Source organism: Psychrobacillus vulpis, from assembly GCF_006861825.1.
Classification (GTDB): Bacteria; Bacillota; Bacilli; order Bacillales_A; family Planococcaceae; genus Psychrobacillus; species Psychrobacillus vulpis.
The window spans coordinates 18,175-38,906 of the sequence record NZ_VDGI01000006.1 but is presented as its reverse complement, the minus strand read 5'-3'; the positions used below and the strand labels follow the sequence as shown (position 1 = coordinate 38,906).

Sequence of the window (20,732 nt, the reverse complement as noted above, 5' to 3'; positions counted from 1 at the left end):
AGTAATTCATCAATGTTCCATTCTCCGTTTAAACACAAAATAATACATACTAAGTGGCCACCATAGCACACAAAAGATTGGATAAACTGCCCAAATGGTTTGTGGAGAGGAGATAAAATTTACAAGAATAAAAAAGACAATTATTAAGATGCTCGCATGTATTGAAAATTTAAAGTATGTTTTTTTCTGTGCATGATATAGCGCTAGTGGCCACCATAGCACGACAAATGCCGGGTAAATTACCCAAGGGTAACCTGGTGAAAGGAATGTATTTAAGATTAAATAGTATAAAATAATACTCATACTTCCAATCCATGCAGTTGTCATCATTTTTGCACGAGTACCTAGAAATACTAAGATTGGCCACCATAAAATCGGAAAAGTAGCATATAAGAACCAAGGATATTGAGGTGTATAAAGTACATTCTCCGTTATAAGAAAAACAATAATAATTGCACTATATAATACCGAAAGTAATTTGTGTTTTCCTTTTTTTGCACAATACAAACCAATTACACTTAATAATAAGACGAAAAATGGATAAAGAAACCAAGGATAACTTGGACTCGTTAAATAATTGACTAACAGTAAAAAAATGATTGTCATCGTTGCTCCAGCTGCTGTAAAACCAACGTCTAATTTCTTCATCAATACTCCTCCTTACTTTGACCGTTGCCACTTAAAATACATTGTTAATGGCCACCACAACACTACAAATGTTGGATAAACAAACCATATAACACTAGGAGAATAATAAAAATTAATAAATATAAATAGCGATATTATTAACAAACTACCCCAGATGGAATATGCTAAATTTATTTTTGTCATATTTTTATTAACAGGTTTTTTGACTCCGAATTCATTTTTCAAGTCTTCTATATCACCGAACTCAACAATTGCTTTATTAATAGCATCTTCCTCCTCTTTTCCTTGTTCAATCAAATCCAACACTTTCTCTTCAAGGTTCTCCAAAACCTCCTCCTTAATAGCTATCTTTTGGTCGCTTTCTGGAATATCCTTGAATAACTCATCTACGTAAATTTTCAACTTCTTCATTTTCATCCCTCCAAAAACAAATCAATAATTTCTTTTAGTTCTTTCCATTCCGTAACGATTTCGTTTAAGTATGCTTTTCCAAGCATTGTGATTTTATAGTATTTTCTCTTACCACCTTGTGAGACCCCACCTAAATAAGATTCGATTAACTCTTTTTTTTCGAGTCGCTGGAACACTGCATATAATGTTGCTTCTTTAATTTGAAATCGGTTATCTGTACGCAAGCTGATTTCTTTTGAAATTTCATAACCATATCTGTCTTTTTCAAGAATCAAGCGCAAAATAATCGAATCCAAATGTCCTCGAATAATATCACTTCTGATCAAATTGCCACATCCTTGTATAACTATTCTATCTGATAGAGTAATATTACTTCGAATTACTCTGTCTGTCAAAGTAATTTTTTACATTTTTATGTATTTGAAGATTGAAAAGGAAAAAACGTAGGCGCTGGATTGTGGAGTTGCATTCTTTTTCTGGTAATCAATCAATCTCTATTATCAAAATGCTAACCGGTCATAAAGATTTCTATGTGGACAGAAATAATTTTATCCGGGGAAGTAAATTATTTATCTGGAATTATTTTTACTACAGGGGCCGGTTCTAGTTTTGCATTCTATTACAGTAAATCGATCAATCTTTGTAGATAATCGCTCAATCCCTACTTATAATCGATCAATCCCCGCAGTTAATCGCTCAATCTCTACTAACAATCGATCAATCATTTACATATAGAAAAAGCCAACTTCTACTGAAGTTGGCTTTTTTGTTTTCTTTTTTTGATAATCCAATACGCTACAAATACGGGAACAGCTATCAGGAGAAGTATCGGTAAGTTTCCAATGAAAAAAACAACTATTGCAGAGCCTGCTGCAAGTAATCCATTGGTACTAGTGATGAATTGTTTTTTAGTTTTCTCCCATGTATTTAATTCATCGCTATCTAATTTTTCGGGGACAATTACACGACTTTCGATCATCGTTAGCTCAATTGTTGAAAAAGAGGTTTGGTTTTCAAGATATTGCAGCTTTCCAACTAATACTTCTATTTCTTCCTGAATTTTAGCTAAGTCCTCTGATATTTTTAACAGATCTTCCGTTTTTTGAGCATCTCCCATAAATTTAAGCAGTCTCTCCTCGACCACCCTTTTTGATTTCACACGTGATGTCAAATCTACATATTGCTCTGTAACATCCTGTCCAGTTACTTTACGCTCTAGTACCTTAGATGCCTCTCCTTCTGCATCCGATAAAAACGTCTCAAAATGCTTCTCTGGAATTCGGACGATCATATTGCCACTACTAGTTTGATCATCCTCTTTGTATACATTTGACTCCACAATGTAACCACCATATTTCTTTACTTTTTGCTCTATATTACTCTGTGCTTTTGTAAGTTCTTTCACATTTGTCCTTATAAATGCCTGGTGTATGATCATACGCTCTGTTTTCACTTCAGAGGAAGCAGTAGCACTTTCTTCTTTAGGTAATTCCTCACTCTCAATTACCCCTTCGTCCGAATAGTCTGCGGAGTCATTTGCCATTTCCTTTTTAGATTCTTCCGTATACATACTCTCGGAATCACTACAAGCTGAAAGTAAAACAAACAAGCTCGAAAGAAGTAAGTAATAAATCACTTTTTTCATTTCCAATATCCCCCTGTCTTTGAATAAACAGACGTTTTTAAGTTTTAAAAGTTACAATATAATAAGAAAATTCAACTTATTCATCAGAATGTAGTTTCTAGCGCTCTAGTATGCTAATGAAGTACCGAATTAGCAAATGAGAAATTTTTACTTTTTTCTCAAAAACACTTAAATTATTGAAAAATTTCGATAGAATAGAGATAGAAATTGAAGGAGGGATTTATGATGGGAAAAGCAAGTGAGAAAGTTATCCGATATCGTGGAACAGAGTTAAATACGAAAGGTTGGCTTCAAGAAGCAGCACTCCGAATGCTAATGAACAATTTAGACGCGGAAGTTGCAGAGCATCCAGATAATCTAGTCGTATATGGGGGAATTGGAAAAGCTGCACGGAACTGGGAAGCTTTTGACGCTATTGTTCGATCGTTGAAAGAACTTGAAAACGATGAGACTTTACTGGTGCAGTCAGGGAAACCAGTTGCTGTATTTAAATCTCATTTGGATGCACCTCGAGTACTTATTGCAAACTCTAACTTAGTCCCTGCCTTCGCTACATGGGAACACTTCCATGAGCTAGATAAAAAAGGGTTAATGATGTACGGACAAATGACAGCAGGTAGTTGGATTTACATTGGCTCTCAAGGAATTGTACAAGGTACGTATGAAACATTTGCAGAGTTAGCAAAGCAGCATTATAACGGCACTCTAAAGCATACGATTACACTTACTGCAGGACTTGGAGGAATGGGTGGTGCTCAACCACTTGCAGTTACGATGAATGGTGGAGTTTGTATCGGTATCGATGTAGATGAAACACGCATTGACCGTAGAATCGAAACACGATACACAGATGTGAAAACGCATTCATTAGATGAAGCGATTAAACTTGCAAAAGAAGCAAAACAAGAAGGTAAGGCTCTGTCTATTGGTCTTGTTGGTAACGCTTCAGATATTCTACCAGAAATGATTACACGTGGTTTCATACCAGATGTGTTAACTGACCAAACATCTGCTCATGATCCATTAAACGGTTATATTCCATCTAATATGACTTTGGAGGAAGCGACATCTTTACGAAATAGCGACCCAGTAGAATATGTAAAACGTTCCAAAGCTTCGATGGAGCAGCATGTTCGCGCGATGGTGGACATGATGGATAAAGGTGCAGTGACTTTCGACTACGGTAATAATATTCGACAAGTTGCAAAAGACGAAGGATTTGAACGAGCATTTGACTTCCCAGGATTTGTTCCAGCATATATCCGTCCACAGTTTTGTGAAGGAAAAGGACCTTTCCGTTGGGTAGCATTATCTGGTGATCCTGAAGACATTTATAAAACAGATGAAGTAATCTTAAGAGAATTTAGCTATAACACCCATCTATGTAACTGGATTAAAATGGCACGTGAAAAAATTCAATTCCAAGGACTTCCATCTCGTATTTGCTGGCTAGGATATGGTGAACGTGCACGTTTCGGAAAAATTATTAATGATATGGTCGCTTCTGGCGAGTTAAAAGCTCCAATTGTTATCGGACGTGATCATCTTGATTCGGGATCTGTTGCATCTCCAAACCGTGAAACTGAAGCAATGAAAGATGGATCTGATGCAGTAGCGGATTGGCCAATATTAAATGCAATGATTAACGCTGTTGGCGGAGCTACTTGGGTTTCTGTACATCATGGTGGTGGCGTTGGAATGGGTTATTCCCTCCACGCTGGAATGGTAATCGTTGCGGACGGTACAAAAGAAGCTGAGGCAAGACTTGAACGTGTCCTTACTTCAGACCCAGGAATGGGAATTGTACGCCACGTCGATGCCGGCTACGAGCTTGCAGAAAAAACAGCAATCGAAAAAGGTGTTCACATACCTATGATAAAACAGGAGGTATAAATAACAATGGTTAAAGCCGTTTGGATCAAACATGCATCACAGTTAGTCACACTTGCTCATGAAACGGTAGGACCGCGTATAAAAGAAGCAATGAGCGAATTAGCAATTATTGAAGATGGAAGCGTTTGGCTTGAAAATGGGATCATTCAAGCAATTGGCACGACTAAGGAGCTTGAAATGAGGTACAGTGTGCAAGCGGAAAATGCAGATATCATAGATGCAACCGGTCATCTCGTGACACCTGGTCTAGTAGATCCACATACGCATATCGCCTATGGAGGTAGTCGTGAACGAGAGTTTGAAATGCGTCTAGAAGGCGCGACCTATATGGAAATAATGAATGCTGGCGGTGGAATTCACGCAACTACACGAATGACTCGTGAAGCAACAGAAGACGAACTAGTTCAGCAAACTACCAAAAGATTAGATTCATTTTTAACACACGGTGTTACAACCGTTGAAGGAAAAAGTGGATACGGACTAGATTTGGAAACCGAGTTAAAGCAACTTCGCGTAATGAAACGATTGCAAGAAGAACACCCAATCGATATTATTCCGACATTTATGGGAGCACATGCCGTGCCAACAGAATATAAAGGTCGAGAAGACGAATACGTTGACCTTATTATTAATGAGATGCTGCCGGTTGTTGCAAAAGAAAAGCTTGCGAAGTTTAATGACGTTTTTTGTGAAGTTGGAGTCTTTACTCCTGAACAGTCTAAGCGCATTTTAGATGCTGGTAAATCGCTCGGACTCACACCAAAAATACATGCGGACGAAATTGAGCCTTACCAAGGCGCAGAGCTTGCAGCGGAAGTAGGTGCAATTTCCGCAGAGCATTTACTAAAAGCCTCTGATGAAGGTATACAAGCAATGGCTAAGCAAAGTGTTATTGCTTGTTTATTACCTGCTACTGCATTGTATTTAAGAGAAACAGCAGCTAAAGGACGAACAATGATAGATGCTGGGGTACCTGTCGCAATTTCTACAGATTGCAATCCTGGTTCATCCCCTACAACCTCTATGCCACTCGTGATGAATTTAGCATGTATTTCCATGCGACTAACACCTGCCGAAAGTCTATGTGCAGCAACATATAATGCGGCATGTGCAATTCAAATGGAGGACAAAGTAGGTTCTTTAGAAGTTGGAAAGCAGGCAGATGTTGTACTTTGGAACGTCAAAAATTATCAAGAATTACAATATTTATTTGGAGTAAACCATATAAAAACCGTTTGGAAAAATGGTGTAAAGGTTGTCGGTTAAGACACTTACTCTCTCTGAATATTTATAGACTACTAAATGACAATTACTTCAACAAAGAAAGAACGTGAACATAAATGATTAGCTTAAAAGGACATGGACTAACGCTTGAAGATATGCGTGCCATATTATTTAAAAATGAAGAAGTTACACTTGATCATAAAGCGATAGAAGCTGTTATAAAAAGTCGTAAAGCAGTGGAAAATATCGTGAAAGAAAACCGAACAGTTTACGGTATCAATACAGGATTTGGAAAATTTAGTGATGTAAGTATTGAGGAAGCAGATGTTCATGCACTTCAGCTTCATCTCATTCGATCCCATGCATGTGGAGTTGGACAGCCTTTTGATGAGATAGTATCACGTGCAATGGTTGTACTACGATTGAATGCATTATTAAAAGGTTTTTCCGGAATTCGTTTGGAAGTACTTGAGCGCCTAGCATATATGGTAAATAATCGAATTCACCCAGTAATTCCACAACAAGGGTCTTTAGGCGCATCGGGAGATTTAGCTCCCCTCTCTCATTTAGCACTTGTTCTCATTGGAGAAGGCTTTGTATGGGAAGGTGAAAATCATATTCCTTCAAATGAAATATGGGAAAAACACGAATTGGAGCCAATTGTGCTAGAAGCAAAAGAAGGTCTTGCACTTATAAACGGTACTCAAGCGATGACAGCACAAGGTGTAATAAATTGGTTAGAATCTGAAACACTTGCTTATCAAAGTGAGTGGATTGCCGCTATGACAATGGAAGCTTTACATGGGATTACAGACGCCTTTCATCCTGCAATTCATGAAGCCCGAGGCTATCCAGAACAAGTGGCAGTAGCACAGCGTATCCTAGAATGGCTAGAAGGAAGTCAACTCGTTACGAAACAAGGTGAGAAACGTGTACAAGATGCCTATTCTTTACGTTGTATCCCACAAATCCATGGAGCTAGCTGGCAAGTGCTTGCATACGTAAAAGAAAAGCTAGAAATTGAGATGAACGCTGCTACGGATAACCCACTAATAGTTGAAGATGGGGAAGTCGTAATTTCAGGTGGAAACTTCCACGGTCAGCCAATCGCTTTCGCAATGGACTTCTTAAAAATCGGTATTGCAGAGCTTGCCAATGTTTCCGAAAGACGGATCGAACGATTAGTGAATCCACAATTGAACGAAGGCTTACCACCTTTTTTAAGTCCACAACCTGGACTTCAATCGGGGGCAATGATTCTGCAATATGCAGCAGCAAGCTTAGTATCTGAAAACAAAACACTTGCACATCCTGCATCTGTTGACTCTATTCCGTCATCTGCAAACCAAGAAGATCACGTAAGCATGGGAACAATTGGCGCTAGACATGCTAATCAGATTATCCAAAATGCACGCCGCGTTCTCGCAATAGAGGCGCTTTGTGCCATGCAAGGTGTGGAATATCGTGGAGCTCACCTCATGTCACCATCACTTTCAGAAAAGTGGCATGAAATGCGTGTATTTATTCCATCTATAACAGAAGATCGAATTTTTAGCGTAGATGTGGAGAAATTGAATACTTATTTGAAAGACAAGACTGCTAGATAAAATCTAAAGCAGACTATTACACCTGTTTTTTGATCTTAATTCTCCCGTTAATTTTCGTAAGTAACTTTTATTTCAAGGATGTATGGCCACCTTTCAAGTGGCATGAAGCTTTATTATGAGCGTTGAAAAGCCCTGGAGTTTGGACAGTTACCGAGTAGTGAAAGTTATAACCTCTAATCTTTTAAAATGAAACCCGAGGAGCAACTTAATTGCTTCTCGGGTTTACTTGTAGAGGTATTATCCGATATTTACTAGTTATTATCCGATTTTTCAGTGGTGTCATCCGATTATTTGTAGTTATTATCCGATTATCACAATCTATTATCCGATTATGGGTTAATTAGCTAAATTCAATTGCCATGAAACACCATACTTGTCTTACTTTTTACTAAATGGGTAGTTATCTAGAGGCATTAATGGTTGTCCGTCTTCCGAAAGCTTTGCCAGACGAAGTTGTTCAATAGCTCCATAGATAAGAAAATCGTTGAAATAGCTCCCTTTCCGCGGGCGTTGCCTTAGCCTCCTCGCTGCGCTGCGGGGTCTTCGGCTAACGCTATTCCCGCAGGAGTGTCGCCTTTTCAACGATTTTCTAGAAATGAATAAAATATTAATCTTAAAAAATAGACAGTTTTTCATTTCCCACAGCGTAGCGACGAAGCGCCTCGCCCCGTGGAAAGCGAGCGGTAAGCTTGAGAAAACAAAATTACTTATTGTATTTTTATACTTTCTTGTCTTTTAAAATTGAGCCATAAGATGTAGAATCGATTCATTCATTTATGGCTCTTAATATGAGTATTCATCTTATTATATTGGAGCAAAGTCACAATGTTTATCCACAGAGATTATATTTTTTTGTACTACCCAACTACTAATGAACTTACCATTCTAATATTTCATTGATTGTACTTTCAATCTTTTGTTGCTTTTGTTTACTTTCATTTTGAATAACTATCAACTGATTGCAGATTCTATTTAATTCACTTATTGTCCTTTCAACACGCTCGAGGGAAGAATGAATTTTTGAATGCGTTGTCCATGCAGAAAAAATATCATCAAACACATAATCTGCGAAAGTGACAAAACTATCTCTTTCCACAACCAACGTCCCTACGTCTATTTGTTGGACATCTAAAAGTTCCGTCTGAAACCGCTGTAATTCAAGTTGTGCTGCATGTATGGCATCCTCAGAATCATTTAATTTACTATGTTTAACAGCAGTCGCTATAAGACCTCCTCCAAAAAAAGTATCCCAAGTAGAATAGCCTTTTGCGCTATCAAGCATTGTCAAAGCACTTTCTAATGCTGTTTTTGCATTATTTCCAGCTCTTAAGGCTTCGTCCACTTCTCGAATATAGGTTGCAATTAACGACTTTTCTTCATATAGTTTCTCTAGTTTCGCTGCACTTTCTTCGTTATTTTGAAATAGCCACTGCTCTTTTTCTATTATTAGCTGCTCCCAATTACGCTCAAGATTTAGCCAATCCTCTTTAAGTAATTCTTTTTCATTATTTGAGACATCTTTTTCTAAATCGTTGACCATTTTTTCTACTTCCCGAAACTTCGCTTCTACCGCAGCAAGTTCTGATAACTCTTTTTCTCGAATTTCGTCCAGTTTTCCTGTCCACGTTCGAATCATATTTAAAAAAGAAAAACGATCTAAATTGTCGACGTCTTTTTGCTCTGATTTTAATTCTTTAATATAACGTTGCTTACGCTGAATTGCATTTTCTAGTTGCTTTTCTAACTCCTCTTGCTTTCTTAGTCCTTTTGCTCTTTTATTTAATTCAAACTTCAAAATTGCTTGTCGTTCTTGTAATTGTTTCCACATCTCAATCCCCCCTATCTTACATACGAACAAGTGTAAATATAGTTACAGCTTAACTATAATTCTTACAGCTAATTTCTCTCCGTATTGTAAACGATTCATGAAATATGTTTATTCATCAGGAAATATGGGGTAGATACTAAATAGAACATCTGAACAAAAAACTAGAATTGGAGGAATTTAAGATGACGACGAATTCAATCGCAGGACAAAAATGGTGGAAAATCGGAGCAGCAGCATTTCTTTCAGTAGGTTTATTGGCAGCATGTGGGGACGGTAAAAATGAATCAGATCTCGATGACAATATCGAAGAAGATATTGAACAAGAACTAGAAGAAGAGGATAAAGACGGAGAATAATTGAGAGTAACTTAGTAACCTATAAATGGAGGAAATTAATATGAGGCCGATTTCAATCGCAGAACATAAATGGTGGAAAATCGGAGCAGCAGCGTTTCTTTCAGTAGGTATCCTTGCAGCTTGTGGTGACGATGAAAAAGACCCAAATATGGATGATAATCAAATAGACGAAGACATTAAACAAGATGTGGATATTCCTAATATAGAAGATACCGAAGTTGAAGAACCCAAATAAAAATAGTGAATAAAAAAAGCAAGTGCATTAGTGTACACTCTACGCATTATGCAGCTTTACACTAGTACTAAAAACTAAGTTGGAGGGAAGTGACCGAGTCACTTCCCTCCAAACTTATTTAGAAATCTTATTTTGAATATTTGTCCATTACTCTCCTAAAACGATCAAACAAATAGCAGAATTCTATACACTATATCTACTAATTGTCACGTCTGGATAACTTCCCATATATATAAAGTAAGACTTTTATCAGGAGATGGTATCTTGACTCTTTGGATTGACGTATCAGTTAAGAAATTACAGCTTAAACTGTACGATGCTAGTGTGCTTTTGAAGACATACCCGATAGCAGTTGGGAAAGTATTAACCCCTACTCCAACGGGGAATTATATTATTATTAACAAGGAGCTTAACCCAGGAGGACCTTTTGGAGCTCTATGGATGGGATTATCTAAGCCTCATTATGGCATTCATGGAACCAACGATCCTTCATCCATTGGAAAGAAGGTTTCACAAGGTTGTATCCGAATGCATAACGAGGACGTTCTAGAACTCTCATCTATAGTACCTACTAGTACAAATGTATATATCCACAAATGAAATTATAACTCTTTGCATCAAATGGTGTTATTCTTCCTTATAAAAACGCTCACCTGTTTCAGAGTTAAAGTATACAACTAGCTTTTTTTTTGTTGTTGGATCTAAAGAAACCTCTTTTGTACGAGTGAAGCCTATCGGTATGTTTGGTCCGTGTTTTGTTTTGAAACGGCGGTCCCAGATGAACCACGAGCAAATGATTAAGACTACTATTACAATAAATAACATTGCATATAAGTATAAAATCCACCCCATCTATGCTATTCCCTTTCTACTATTACTGCTGTCCCATAAGCTACGATTTCACTCATATTTTGACCGATTTCACCTGAATCAAAGCGCATCATGATAATCGCATTCGCCCCCATTATACTTGCATTTGATACCATGCGATCCATCGCCTGTTTACGAGCATCTTCAAGCATCTCTGTATACTGGGTAATCTCGCCGCCTATGGGTCCCTTCAAGGCAGCGACAATATCTTTTCCTATCCCTCTCGCTCTAACTGTTAAACCGAAAACTGGACCAATTACTTCCTTTACCTTATAGTTTGCAATACTTTCTGTTGTAACAACAATTATATGAACCACTCCTTTTCACAGGGTTTATAACTATCTTTCCTCTATCCTTTAAAAAAATTCTCTGGCTTAACATTTATAAGAAACAAATCATTAGGATAATTTTGGTACAATTAACATACAAATAGAAAAATAAGAACGGGGAAATGACATGGATAAAAATACGTTTGTTATGTTTTCAACTGAACATCTACTAGCATTATCCGTATTGTTATTTTGTCTATTGATTTTATTTATTTTGAAATTCAAATGTTCTACTCTATTCAAGAATACCATTCTAATAGAACGTATTTTTGCATTGTCCTTATTAGTAATGGAAGTTTCTAATCATCTTGTGCTTATCCATGCTAACGAGTGGAGTATTAGGGAATCCATGCCTTTTCATTTATGCAGTTTTAGTCTATTCATTTCGATTCTACTTTTATGGACTGGAAACAAATATTTTTATGATTTCGTTTTTTTTGCAGGCTTTGGAGGTGCTCTGCAAGCCGTATTAACTCCATCCATCGTAGTAAATTTTCCTGACTTCAGATTTATTCAGTTCTTTTATGTTCACATCGGAATTATATTAACAGCTTTTTACATTGTTTGGATGAAAGGATACGTTCCTACCTTTAGAGGTGTCCTTCAAACAATGATCGCGTTAAACGTTTTGTTTCCATTCATCTTCGCTATTAATATTCTCGTTCAAGGAAATTATATGTTTTTGCGTGCAAAACCTATAAATGGAAGCTTACTAGATTTTTTAGGCCCGTATCCGTGGTACATCTTCACACTTGAATTTGTAGCATTTTTCATCTTCGTCGCTATTTGGTTAATTTTTAGAAAATGGAATCGATTTCAGAATAAAGATGCTCCAAAACAAGAAGAAAGTTCCTTTGCAGAACAAAATTATTAAATAAGAGCATCATAAAAATTCTCTCTTACAATTAGTAAATTAAGAGAGAATTTTTTTAATGATGACATAAATTCGGATACTAATAGAAATGACACCCGTTATGAAACAGGTGTCACAGGTGTTTTATTTTCCACAGTTGGAACATCTAGAATTTGTTGTCTTCCCACATATCTTACACTTCTTTTTAGTCATTCTTTCATCTCTCCTTTACTTGATTAATGTAAGATATGCATTTTGATGGTAGTCCTATTCACAATAATTTTATCTTTATGAATGGCATTTTACTTTTTAAAATTTTCAAATTATTCATCGTTGACATTTAGTCACTTTTAGATATAATTTAAATAATTAAGTAATTACTTAAACATTTAAATGAGGTGGATCATGTTTGGCAATTAATGATTTATTTAAAGCTTTATCGGATGAAACAAGAAGAAAAATACTTGATTTATTACGTTTTGGAGATTTAACAGCTGGTGAGATTGCTATACATTTTGACATGAGTAAACCTGGAATATCTCAACATTTATCTGTATTAAAAAACGCAGAATTGGTCCATGCTTCAAAAAAAGGACAGTATGTTTATTATTCTTTGAATACTACTGTTTTTCAAGAAGTGATGAAATGGATGATTCAGTTTAACCAATCTAAGGGGGAAAACAATGATTAAAAAAGTATTGATCAGCTTCTTAACGATATTTGCCTTTGGTTTAAGTTTTTATACTTATGTGACAGTTATGAGTATAGATAGTACACAGTATGGTGAAACAGAAGTAATACTTTTTGTTATACCGTTTACAATGCTTTTACTTAACGGCAATTTATACCTTCTTTTAAGATTGAAAATAAAAGGATTTCCTCGCTTTGAAAAGGGTCTCAATACTATTTTTTTATCACTTTCCATATTGCTTTTTGTTCTTCATATTGGTCTAGTTCTTCTTTCTATAGGGAGAGAAGTAAACTTACTGTTGCTAGTACCAATTATTATAGGCGTTGTACTCATCATTACAGCAAATACTTTACCTCGATTTAAAGTAGAATTAAGTACATCTTCTTCCCCGCTTACAAATATAAGTGAAGAAACTTGGAATAGATTAATTAGGCCTATTTCATATCCTCTGTTTATAGGAGGGATTCTAATCCTATTATGTGTTTTCCTACCGGGTTCTCTAATGTTAGTAGCTTTCTTTACAATTTTACTTTCTACCATCTTAGTATCAATTTTTCGTTCCTACAAAATTTTACATTCTGCTCAGAAATAAAACTTGAATCTTAATATTTTTTTAACTCATCGTCCGCAGATGCGGTCGATTTTTTATGTGTAAAAAGCTACTTTATAATAGTCATTTGTTTAATAGGAATTTCGACTAATTTTGCATTTATGTTTTTGTGGATAAAGTTATACACAAGAATATAGTTATTAGTAAAGGTTTTTATGTATTTTTTATAAAGTTAATAACATATTATCCACATATCGCTGTGGACAATAATAAATAATTGTTAATAAACTCTATTAAATAGTTTGAAAATTTTGATAAATAGTTGTTTTTAACATGCAAAACACTTGTATTTTACATTTATGCAATCATTTCGCCTTAAATAATCCGTATTCCGAAAAAATGTTTCGACAAAATTCGCATTTCTTCCTTATTGTGGATAACTTTATTCACATTATCCATATTGTATTATATAGAGTTTTCGTATATATAAACAAGTTAACCACAAGTTATCCACTATCAACTGTGGATAAACGAACGGTTGTTCTAAACAAAACTATTTGATAAATTTAGAGTAACGAATAAAACTTTTAATATAATCTCATTTGTTACAACTTATGGTACTAATATTAAATAATGGAGGTGTATCATCTATGAGTAAAATGTCAGATGAATTGTTGATTGAATCTTATGTTGCAGCGAAAGAACTAAAACTTTCTCCAGATTTCATATCTTTGTTAGAAACTGAAATTTGCCGCCGTTCACTTGTTATTGAACAATTCATTCGCCAATAATCATTCTCGTCATATTTATTCTTAAATGATATTTTTTAACAGAGTTAGACTAATTTTAGACACATGTGTTATGGAATATGAGAAAAAACGAATGCAAAGTGAAACTATCTCACCTTTGAATCGTATATAGTATAGATGTAAGAGAAAATTTACTTACTGAAAATCTCATATAAAATAACTGGAGGGTATATACGTTGAAAAAATTAGTAGTAGCTTTACTTACAGCAACACTCGTATTTTCATCTGTTGGAAGCTTTGTTTTCAACGATCATTCTACAATTGCAGAGGCTAAATCTTATAAATCTGGTAAGAAAAACTTTAACAATAATAATAATAGTACAATTAACAAATCTAATGTTCAAAAGAAAAAAGAGGACTCTACGACTGCAACTAATAAATCGAATACAACTACAAACAAAAAAGGCGGTTTCATGTCTGGTGGTCTTATGAAAGGCTTATTTGTAGGTGGAATTGCTGGATTATTATTTGGTAGTATGTTTGCAAATATGGGGATGTTAGGTTCTCTTTTAGGATTTGCTATTAACGCTGCAGCAATTATTTTAATCGTAGTTGTTATTAAGAAAATCTTTGACATCTTTAAAGCTAAAAAGAAAAAAGAGGAAGCAAATCCATGGAGAAGCTAATTATTCCAGAACAAAATATTATTAATGCCGTTTGCATTTACATTTCCCGTAAAAAACAAGTGGAACCAGAAAACGTGGAAGTGGAGCTAATGTACGACGATGAGTCTGGATTTACTGCAGAAGCTTTTGTAAATGACGAGAAAGAAATTCTTACTACTTTAAATTTAATTGAAGCATTACGAATAACCATAGATGAATTTTTGCAAATTGACCCTATTTCTGCTGGGATAGAACTTCTACTTGATGATGAAGAAGGTATCATTGCAGTTGTATCTTAGATTAAAAGCCAAGGAATTATCCTTGGGCTCAGACTAAAGACAAACTCGATAAAATCGAGTTTGTCTTTTTCTTATAAATTTGAATTATGACTTTGAGTCCGGATAAGCACGCTGTATGCGCTACTTTTTCATTTCTAGAAAATCGTTGAAAAAGGCGACGTTCCTGCGGGAATAGCGTTAGTCGAGGACCCCGGAGCGAAGGGAGGTGGCCACTGAAAAACTCAAAATTATTATTTTTATAGGAACTATTTTCTCTATTCCATTTAAAAGAATTTAGAGCGACGCATGAGACTCCTGCGGGAAAGCGAGACAGACGAGACCTCGCACGTAGCGAGTGGAAGGAAGGCTAAGGGCGCCTCTTCCTGAGGCAACGCCTTCATGACCAACATCGTGTTGGCCCGAGGAGGCTCGTCGCTCGCCCGCGGAATGCCAAAGCGCTAAATTCTCTTAGGACTATTTAGTGGATAATTTATTTGAATGACACTTTTTCAGTGCCCTCGAAGCGAGGAGACTGAGGCTACGCCCGTGGAAAGGGAGACGTTTCAACGATTTTCTTATTTATTGGAATATTGGACAACCTCTTCTGCAACTCGACTTTTTCAGGGACCGCTCAGTACAAGCCAAGATATTAACATCAAAAAACCGGCAGCAAAATTGCCACCGGCCTAATATGTTATTATTGGTTGTTTTGGAATCCGCTCATTTGTGATTGGGCTTGAGCTACTAAACGCTTCGTAATTTCTCCGCCAACGGAACCGTTAGCACGCGCTGTAGCATCAGGTCCAAGTTGAACACCGAATTCTGTTGCAATTTCATATTTCATTTGGTCAAGAGCTTGTTTCACTCCTGGTACGAGAAGTTGATTTGAATTATTGTTAGCCATGTCTGTTCACCTCCTTGTGAAATTAGAATGTGCAGATTCTAATCATTTATGCAAAAAGAAAAGAAGGTGAATTTTGTAAATAAGTGTAACCAATATTTTTAAATTTTAGACTGTTTAATGAACAAATTAACAAAATTGTTGCCAAGTACGTGATTCAAACTTGGCAACAATCGCTTATCTTTTATTTCTCTAATACTTGATTCACTACTTCACTTGATTTGCTGTTATTTAGATTTTTGTAAATACAGCTTGCGGGTAGATCCCTCAAACTATCGGTAAATGCGTTCGCCATTTCTGCTTCCCCTGCTACGTGGAATTCTCGCCAACCTCTTTTTTTCCTTAATTGCTCAATGGTTGTATTCATCCCTCTAAAGAAGCTACTCACATTTACTTTATAGCCTGACTCTAAAACAGAGCTTTTACTATCTGCAACTGCACGTCTACCTTTGGCATCTACTTTTTTCTTTTCACCCCATACTTCTGAAACCGGATCGTATTTAAAAGTTAGATCATCTCTGACAAAACCCATCGCAGTGTCCAATATACGGACTTCTCCGAAGCTTGGCATGATAATCCCCGCTTCTGGATATGCTTTATACATATACTCGAATTGTTCAGTTACAGGGTGATTTTCCCAATAAAAATTTGTTTTAACTGGGACTTGTACATAATGAACAGACCATAGATCATCATTTGCAGTAGCAAAAATAACAATCCCTTTGCGCAAAACGTGTCCATTCTCTTCAATTTCATGCATTACTTTGTTCTTTACTTCATTAAATGCTTTTATTTCATTTTCATCATGCGAAGCTTCCAAATACTCACCTAATCGCTTTAGACCACTTTTCAAATGAATTTTCCAAGCTCCTTTTAGTTGACTTGGATCAGCTGGATTCGTATCTAAATAAATACTTAACACACATCGATCGCTACAGCTAAATTCTTTCAGTGCTTGAATTTCTTTGTCAATGGTCATCAATCATATTACCTCCTTTTTTTTTGCACACTATTATCATTTCCCCAACTGTATTGGATAATCCGAAATCTCATTGTAATGTTTTGGATAGATTTTAATTGTTTTAACAAAATAAAAAAATCAACCAAGCATACATGGCTGACTTTTTCGCGTTTAGCCTTTTCGATCAATCACTTTTTTTCCTAAATAAAATACTTTTTTTATTTTTTCTACTTCCGTTATTTCTAATCCTGGAATACCTTCTGCTACTAAAAAGTTTGCGTCCAAACCTTGCTCTAATCGGCCAAATCGATGTTCTTTACCTAAAACATTTGCAGGATTGGCTGTAAGTAAAGCTAAAATTTTATTTTCGTCGTAATTGTGCTTTTTTAAAAGTTGCATCGCTGGATGGGCAATTAACATTAATACATCAGGTCCTTTTAACGATTGATTATTGAACGGAAGCCACGAAGCACCTAAATAAGGAGGTAAGTAAGCGTCTGTAGCGATAGATACTAGAATATTCTTTTCAACAAATTGGAGTATTTCTTCAGGTGAATTAGGTCGCAAATGTGTGCCACCCATTGGAGTCGCTACAATTTTCACACCTTTTGATGACACTTTTTCTATTTGCTCATTAGAGATTCCATGTGCATGATGAAACACGTCAATACCCGCTTCCAACGCCATTTCTATTCCTTCTTCGCCTGCTACATGTGCTCCTATTTGAGCTCCTAATTGATGATAGACTTCTGTAATTTGTTTCAGTTCTTTGAGTGAATAAATAATTTCTCCAGCTCTCGGCACTACTTCTTGTGTAAAGTTTGCCGGAGTTGCATTTATGAAAATATTTTCACCTGGATAATCACTTTCCCGTGCAATTTTACCAACTAAATTCGCTTCAATAAGTTCTCTTTTTGTTACACTTTGTGACTTTGTTATAGAGGTAAAATGAGCTAAAATATCAAAACCAATCGAAATACTTGTTGGAGCAAATGAAATATCTATCGGTAAATCTTGGACAGCTTTTCGATAGTCTTCTATAGAGAAATTACAAAGCGGGTGTCCACAAATCTGTTCACCAAGTGCTGTAATCCCAGAAGATAAAGCGAGAAAAATAATAGACTTTCCAGCAAGGAAATGAGTTTCGGAAGTAACAGGATAGAGCGAAGTTGGTGCAAATTCGAGTAAGTGCGTATGACAATCAACCAAAGAAGGTGTAATAACATATTGCGAATAATCTATCACAGGAATGTAAGAATATTGTTCACGAAGATTTTCCCATTTATCAACAGCTGTAATCTTTCCGTTCTCAATTATCATAGCGCCATCAGTTATCGTTCCTACTTGACTTACGGTTACTATCTTTTTTCCACGAACTAAATAACCAGTCATCCTTTAGCCACCAAAAATGGAGTTAAGAAATACGCAAGTATGCAAGCAGTTGCAACTCGAATAACCATTCCGATTATTGCAGCTACTAGTGCCTCGCGCTCATTCAATCCTGAGGATTCTGCCCAAGTGGCAGGTATTTGGCCTAGAATAACAGATAAAGGTAAACCTGAATTTGCCAACACAAAAGATCCAACTATTAGCCTTGGATCTACACTTCCAGCGAGTTCAGCAAGTTGTGCAACTGCAAGCGTAGGAGCAGCAAGAATGGAAACAATTCCAGTTGCGGGTTCAATACTTAAAAATGTTAAAACGGTGGATAGACTTGATTCTATTACATTCCATACTCCAAAAAATTTTAATGCTCCGATAAAGAAAAAAACAGCAGCAACTGCGGGAATAATAATTAAAAAGAGGAGTTCGGCACCTTCTTTAGCAGATGAAAAGATAGTTTCGAGAAATTTTGTTTTCGGGGTAAACCTTGGTAATTCTTCTAAATCAACCTTTTTAGTATCCCGATAAATGGTTCTCGATAAGACCCATGGGACAATGATGATCGGTAGAAAAATAGAAAAAATAATGAGAGGAAAAGCATTAATATGGAATACAGAGAGTGCAATGAGACCTAACACTAGTGTTGCAAACGATTGTGGAGACTGAATCATTGTTGCTACCGCTATTTTTTGTTCAGCTTTTGTTGCTTTTGCTTTGACTAACACTGGTCCAGATATCTTTCCAGCCGCATTAATATCTCCGAGAATATTATAAACACTTGGAATGATAACCGATGGATTAATCTTAAGCCACTTCATCATTGGAATAAATAGACGAATTAAACCATCCGTAAATCCTAAACGCTCAATCAAGCGACCGAAAATAACACTAATAATAATTGCAATTCCTATTTCACTTGTTAAAAAAACATCCACTACAATCGGTTTTACTTCTGAAATAACCGTATGAAAAAATTTAGATAATGAATTAGGATTGAATAAAAGAATTATCAATGAAGCAATTACTAAACCTATCCCTAATACTTCAAAAGGATGCCATTTAGATCGTGATGCCTTACTATTCAAGACAGACCCTTGCTTTTTCTCCATCGAACAACCCCCTTCCACTTTATATACTTTATGTACGGGTTGGACTATGTGTGTTTGTCTTACTTAGTGGATTATTTGTATTAAAAATAAGTCTACTCTTATTTCAATTTAAAAAGCCTATAGCATAGATATAAATTATCTATGCTATAGGCTTTAGTTACATGCTACTTATTAAACACTTTAAGTTACTATTCTTCAGTGTCTTCTAAATCATCTGGGTACACAATAGTATCGAATACTTCTCCTGTAGATTCATCCTTCACATCAATTGTAACTTTGGTTTTATCAGCAGTTATTCCATTAAACAATTGGTAATACATACCTGTCATTCCTAGTCCAATACTAGCAAATCCGTCAAAACTATTTTCATAAGCTTCTTTATCCACGACCATTGTAAATTCCGAGTACGATTTATTAGATTGTACATCTTTAACAGAAACGAAATCTTCACTATTTTTCATTTCGTCCATAGATTCTTTTAAACCTGTTTCTAATTCTTCCATCATTTCTTTATGTTTTGATTTAGACATTTTATAAGTAAGGGATCCATCTTCATTTTTTGTTACTTCAGAGACACCATCTTTTTTTGCATCAGCTATTACTTCTTCTATATTTTGTCCTTCAAAGAAAGAAGCCGGTAATGTAATCTCTACATTAAAAAGACCTTTATCAACTTCTACAGCCTTATCTTCAACTTTTTCTGTATCTTTCTTTCCTTCAACTTTGTTCTCCTCTTTTTCAGATGAACAAGCAGCTAAAAATAACATTATTGCTGTTATCAAAACTAAAAACTTTTTCATAATAATTCCTCCACTCATTAGTTGTATTACTTACTGAACAAAAAAGAACACTGGAGATCCTTCACTAGATTCATAAGAAATTTTAAAATCATCTCCAACTCTTACTAGACCAGTAATATAGCCCTCTCCAGAACCACCGCTGTACAATTCCTTATCTAATTCATTCGGAATTACAACAGAAACCATGTCGTATACTTCCCCTTCGTTCGAAACAAAATCAAAATTCATACTTGAAAAATACAAGCTATCGTCTTCAGTTTCAGATTCCTTTAGTAAACCTTTTACTTTAACTAACGCATATTCATATCCTTCTGGTGCAGCTTCATTAAACTCATTTTCTTTATGAATGATTGTCCACGCTTCTTCCCCGCGAATCATTTCAAGAGCTGTAATTTCGAGTAATGATTTGTATGAATTAGAATTGTCATCATAAATATAATCAGTTACTGTAATTGTATCTCCGAATGGTAAAGGATTTGAACGAGTACCTACTGCTTTTTCTTCTACTTTCTGCTTCTGTTCCGCTTTTTCTGCGTTACTACTATTGTTATCTTCTTTAGCAGTATCTTGTTGAGTAGTAACTTCCCGATTATTCTCTTCTGCAGTATCACCACAACCTGCCAGTAACATAGTAGTTGTGATTCCTAGTATGTATAAAGACTTTTTCATTTATTATTCCTCCTATGTTTTAAGCAGACTTATTCTATCACCGACAATACCTATTTTTTAAAAAATGATTAATTTTG

25 protein-coding genes are annotated in these 20,732 nt (G+C 35.7%); 12 read left to right on the top strand and 13 right to left on the bottom strand.

Translation table 11 applies throughout. The annotated features are described in order from the left end of the window. Nucleotides 1-9: 9 nt before the first annotated feature. From FG384_RS07695 to FG384_RS07680, 4 genes are all read right to left on the bottom strand, one after another. The gene (locus FG384_RS07695) at nucleotides 10-648 is read right to left on the bottom strand and encodes a hypothetical protein (RefSeq protein WP_142642013.1); all 639 of its coding nucleotides are present in this window, start codon (nucleotides 646-648) and stop codon (nucleotides 10-12) included. 12 nt (nucleotides 649-660) lie between these two features. Further along, complete coding sequence (locus FG384_RS07690; RefSeq protein WP_142642012.1) at nucleotides 661-1,059, bottom strand: permease prefix domain 1-containing protein; 399 nt, start codon at nucleotides 1,057-1,059, stop codon at nucleotides 661-663. 2 nt (nucleotides 1,060-1,061) lie between these two features. Beyond that, nucleotides 1,062-1,385: a PadR family transcriptional regulator gene (locus FG384_RS07685; RefSeq protein WP_142642011.1), complete on the bottom strand. Its 324-nt coding sequence runs from the start codon at nucleotides 1,383-1,385 to the stop codon at nucleotides 1,062-1,064. A gap of 422 nt (nucleotides 1,386-1,807) precedes the next feature. Next, on the bottom strand, nucleotides 1,808-2,704 hold the full coding sequence (locus FG384_RS07680; protein ID WP_142642010.1) for a DUF4349 domain-containing protein: 897 nt from the start codon (nucleotides 2,702-2,704) through the stop codon (nucleotides 1,808-1,810). A 225-nt stretch (nucleotides 2,705-2,929) separates the two neighbouring features. Between FG384_RS07680 and hutU the strand changes: the two genes are divergently transcribed. From hutU to hutH, 3 genes are all read left to right on the top strand, one after another. Beyond that, nucleotides 2,930-4,597: a urocanate hydratase gene (gene hutU, locus FG384_RS07675; protein ID WP_142642009.1), complete on the top strand. Its 1,668-nt coding sequence runs from the start codon at nucleotides 2,930-2,932 to the stop codon at nucleotides 4,595-4,597. Nucleotides 4,598-4,603: 6 nt separating this feature from the next. Further along, nucleotides 4,604-5,863, top strand: a complete 1,260-nt coding sequence (hutI, locus tag FG384_RS07670; RefSeq protein ID WP_142642008.1) for an imidazolonepropionase — start codon at nucleotides 4,604-4,606, stop codon at nucleotides 5,861-5,863. A 74-nt stretch (nucleotides 5,864-5,937) separates the two neighbouring features. Beyond that, on the top strand, nucleotides 5,938-7,428 hold the full coding sequence (hutH, locus tag FG384_RS07665; protein ID WP_142642007.1) for a histidine ammonia-lyase: 1,491 nt from the start codon (nucleotides 5,938-5,940) through the stop codon (nucleotides 7,426-7,428). A gap of 877 nt (nucleotides 7,429-8,305) precedes the next feature. Here the strand turns inward: hutH and FG384_RS07660 are convergent. Further along, nucleotides 8,306-9,256, bottom strand: coding sequence for a hypothetical protein (locus FG384_RS07660; protein WP_142642006.1), 951 nt, complete (start codon nucleotides 9,254-9,256; stop codon nucleotides 8,306-8,308). Between the two features lie 182 nt (nucleotides 9,257-9,438). Here FG384_RS07660 and FG384_RS19775 point away from each other — a divergent pair, with 182 nt between their 5' ends. The 3 genes from FG384_RS19775 (at nucleotide 9,439) to FG384_RS07650 (ending at nucleotide 10,447) form a co-directional block, all read left to right on the top strand. Then, nucleotides 9,439-9,612 carry a hypothetical protein gene (locus FG384_RS19775; protein ID WP_166462404.1) on the top strand — a complete coding sequence of 58 codons (174 nt, stop codon included), beginning with the start codon at nucleotides 9,439-9,441 and terminating at the stop codon, nucleotides 9,610-9,612. Nucleotides 9,613-9,652: 40 nt separating this feature from the next. Beyond that, on the top strand, nucleotides 9,653-9,847 hold the full coding sequence (locus tag FG384_RS07655; protein WP_142642005.1) for a hypothetical protein: 195 nt from the start codon (nucleotides 9,653-9,655) through the stop codon (nucleotides 9,845-9,847). A gap of 264 nt (nucleotides 9,848-10,111) precedes the next feature. After that, nucleotides 10,112-10,447 carry a L,D-transpeptidase gene (locus FG384_RS07650; RefSeq protein ID WP_142642004.1) on the top strand — a complete coding sequence of 112 codons (336 nt, stop codon included), beginning with the start codon at nucleotides 10,112-10,114 and terminating at the stop codon, nucleotides 10,445-10,447. Nucleotides 10,448-10,474: 27 nt separating this feature from the next. Here FG384_RS07650 and FG384_RS07645 read toward each other — a convergent pair whose 3' ends face one another. Both FG384_RS07645 and FG384_RS07640 read right to left on the bottom strand, forming a co-directional pair. After that, nucleotides 10,475-10,699 carry a hypothetical protein gene (locus FG384_RS07645; RefSeq protein ID WP_142642003.1) on the bottom strand — a complete coding sequence of 75 codons (225 nt, stop codon included), beginning with the start codon at nucleotides 10,697-10,699 and terminating at the stop codon, nucleotides 10,475-10,477. Between the two features lie 5 nt (nucleotides 10,700-10,704). Further along, complete coding sequence (locus tag FG384_RS07640; RefSeq protein ID WP_142642109.1) at nucleotides 10,705-11,025, bottom strand: YbjQ family protein; 321 nt, start codon at nucleotides 11,023-11,025, stop codon at nucleotides 10,705-10,707. A 148-nt stretch (nucleotides 11,026-11,173) separates the two neighbouring features. Here FG384_RS07640 and FG384_RS07635 point away from each other — a divergent pair, with 148 nt between their 5' ends. The 6 genes from FG384_RS07635 to FG384_RS07610 all read left to right on the top strand — a co-directional run bounded on the left by FG384_RS07635 (nucleotide 11,174) and on the right by FG384_RS07610 (nucleotide 14,853). Then, on the top strand, nucleotides 11,174-11,920 hold the full coding sequence (locus FG384_RS07635; RefSeq protein WP_142642002.1) for a YwaF family protein: 747 nt from the start codon (nucleotides 11,174-11,176) through the stop codon (nucleotides 11,918-11,920). A gap of 388 nt (nucleotides 11,921-12,308) precedes the next feature. Further along, nucleotides 12,309-12,590 (top strand): autorepressor SdpR family transcription factor, encoded by a 282-nt coding sequence (locus FG384_RS07630; RefSeq protein ID WP_142642001.1) that lies wholly within the window; start codon nucleotides 12,309-12,311, stop codon nucleotides 12,588-12,590. Then, on the top strand, nucleotides 12,583-13,182 hold the full coding sequence (locus FG384_RS07625; RefSeq protein ID WP_142642000.1) for an SdpI family protein: 600 nt from the start codon (nucleotides 12,583-12,585) through the stop codon (nucleotides 13,180-13,182). Before FG384_RS07630 ends, FG384_RS07625 begins: the two co-directional genes overlap by 8 nt. A 608-nt stretch (nucleotides 13,183-13,790) precedes the next feature. Further along, a complete protein-coding gene (locus tag FG384_RS07620; protein ID WP_142641999.1) occupies nucleotides 13,791-13,931 on the top strand; it encodes a sporulation histidine kinase inhibitor Sda in 141 nt (46 codons plus the stop codon). 194 nt (nucleotides 13,932-14,125) lie between these two features. Beyond that, nucleotides 14,126-14,575 carry a hypothetical protein gene (locus tag FG384_RS07615; RefSeq protein ID WP_142641998.1) on the top strand — a complete coding sequence of 150 codons (450 nt, stop codon included), beginning with the start codon at nucleotides 14,126-14,128 and terminating at the stop codon, nucleotides 14,573-14,575. Further along, nucleotides 14,563-14,853 carry a YxcD family protein gene (locus tag FG384_RS07610; RefSeq protein ID WP_142641997.1) on the top strand — a complete coding sequence of 97 codons (291 nt, stop codon included), beginning with the start codon at nucleotides 14,563-14,565 and terminating at the stop codon, nucleotides 14,851-14,853. Before FG384_RS07615 ends, FG384_RS07610 begins: the two co-directional genes overlap by 13 nt. A 676-nt stretch (nucleotides 14,854-15,529) precedes the next feature. Here FG384_RS07610 and FG384_RS07605 read toward each other — a convergent pair. The 6 genes from FG384_RS07605 to FG384_RS07580 all read right to left on the bottom strand — a co-directional run bounded on the left by FG384_RS07605 (nucleotide 15,530) and on the right by FG384_RS07580 (nucleotide 20,655). Further along, complete coding sequence (locus tag FG384_RS07605; protein ID WP_142641996.1) at nucleotides 15,530-15,736, bottom strand: alpha/beta-type small acid-soluble spore protein; 207 nt, start codon at nucleotides 15,734-15,736, stop codon at nucleotides 15,530-15,532. Between the two features lie 181 nt (nucleotides 15,737-15,917). Beyond that, the gene (locus FG384_RS07600) at nucleotides 15,918-16,712 is read right to left on the bottom strand and encodes a VLRF1 family aeRF1-type release factor (protein ID WP_142641995.1); all 795 of its coding nucleotides are present in this window, start codon (nucleotides 16,710-16,712) and stop codon (nucleotides 15,918-15,920) included. Between the two features lie 153 nt (nucleotides 16,713-16,865). Continuing rightward, nucleotides 16,866-18,086 carry an amidohydrolase family protein gene (locus FG384_RS07595; RefSeq protein WP_142641994.1) on the bottom strand — a complete coding sequence of 407 codons (1,221 nt, stop codon included), beginning with the start codon at nucleotides 18,084-18,086 and terminating at the stop codon, nucleotides 16,866-16,868. Continuing rightward, nucleotides 18,083-19,186 (bottom strand): hypothetical protein, encoded by a 1,104-nt coding sequence (locus tag FG384_RS07590; RefSeq protein WP_142641993.1) that lies wholly within the window; start codon nucleotides 19,184-19,186, stop codon nucleotides 18,083-18,085. The genes FG384_RS07595 and FG384_RS07590 overlap by 4 nt, the downstream gene beginning before the upstream one ends. Before the next feature lie 188 nt (nucleotides 19,187-19,374). Next, on the bottom strand, nucleotides 19,375-19,986 hold the full coding sequence (locus tag FG384_RS07585; RefSeq protein WP_142641992.1) for a hypothetical protein: 612 nt from the start codon (nucleotides 19,984-19,986) through the stop codon (nucleotides 19,375-19,377). 30 nt (nucleotides 19,987-20,016) lie between these two features. Then, the gene (locus tag FG384_RS07580; protein WP_142641991.1) at nucleotides 20,017-20,655 is read right to left on the bottom strand and encodes a hypothetical protein; all 639 of its coding nucleotides are present in this window, start codon (nucleotides 20,653-20,655) and stop codon (nucleotides 20,017-20,019) included. Nucleotides 20,656-20,732: the final 77 nt, after the last annotated feature.

Coding starts and splice junctions, on each gene's coding strand:
- FG384_RS07695 (WP_142642013.1), bottom strand. CDS start 648: ATGAAGAAATTAGACGTTGGTTTTACAGCAGCTGGAGCAACGATGACA.
- FG384_RS07690 (WP_142642012.1), bottom strand. CDS start 1,059: ATGAAGAAGTTGAAAATTTACGTAGATGAGTTATTCAAGGATATTCCA.
- FG384_RS07680 (WP_142642010.1), bottom strand. CDS start 2,704: ATGAAAAAAGTGATTTATTACTTACTTCTTTCGAGCTTGTTTGTTTTA.
- hutU (WP_142642009.1), top strand. CDS start 2,930: ATGGGAAAAGCAAGTGAGAAAGTTATCCGATATCGTGGAACAGAGTTA.
- hutI (WP_142642008.1), top strand. CDS start 4,604: ATGGTTAAAGCCGTTTGGATCAAACATGCATCACAGTTAGTCACACTT.
- hutH (WP_142642007.1), top strand. CDS start 5,938: ATGATTAGCTTAAAAGGACATGGACTAACGCTTGAAGATATGCGTGCC.
- FG384_RS07660 (WP_142642006.1), bottom strand. CDS start 9,256: ATGTGGAAACAATTACAAGAACGACAAGCAATTTTGAAGTTTGAATTA.
- FG384_RS19775 (WP_166462404.1), top strand. CDS start 9,439: ATGACGACGAATTCAATCGCAGGACAAAAATGGTGGAAAATCGGAGCA.
- FG384_RS07655 (WP_142642005.1), top strand. CDS start 9,653: ATGAGGCCGATTTCAATCGCAGAACATAAATGGTGGAAAATCGGAGCA.
- FG384_RS07645 (WP_142642003.1), bottom strand. CDS start 10,699: ATGGGGTGGATTTTATACTTATATGCAATGTTATTTATTGTAATAGTA.
- FG384_RS07635 (WP_142642002.1), top strand. CDS start 11,174: ATGGATAAAAATACGTTTGTTATGTTTTCAACTGAACATCTACTAGCA.
- FG384_RS07625 (WP_142642000.1), top strand. CDS start 12,583: ATGATTAAAAAAGTATTGATCAGCTTCTTAACGATATTTGCCTTTGGT.
- FG384_RS07620 (WP_142641999.1), top strand. CDS start 13,791: ATGAGTAAAATGTCAGATGAATTGTTGATTGAATCTTATGTTGCAGCG.
- FG384_RS07610 (WP_142641997.1), top strand. CDS start 14,563: ATGGAGAAGCTAATTATTCCAGAACAAAATATTATTAATGCCGTTTGC.
- FG384_RS07605 (WP_142641996.1), bottom strand. CDS start 15,736: ATGGCTAACAATAATTCAAATCAACTTCTCGTACCAGGAGTGAAACAA.
- FG384_RS07600 (WP_142641995.1), bottom strand. CDS start 16,712: ATGACCATTGACAAAGAAATTCAAGCACTGAAAGAATTTAGCTGTAGC.
- FG384_RS07595 (WP_142641994.1), bottom strand. CDS start 18,086: ATGACTGGTTATTTAGTTCGTGGAAAAAAGATAGTAACCGTAAGTCAA.
- FG384_RS07590 (WP_142641993.1), bottom strand. CDS start 19,186: ATGGAGAAAAAGCAAGGGTCTGTCTTGAATAGTAAGGCATCACGATCT.
- FG384_RS07585 (WP_142641992.1), bottom strand. CDS start 19,986: ATGAAAAAGTTTTTAGTTTTGATAACAGCAATAATGTTATTTTTAGCT.
- FG384_RS07580 (WP_142641991.1), bottom strand. CDS start 20,655: ATGAAAAAGTCTTTATACATACTAGGAATCACAACTACTATGTTACTG.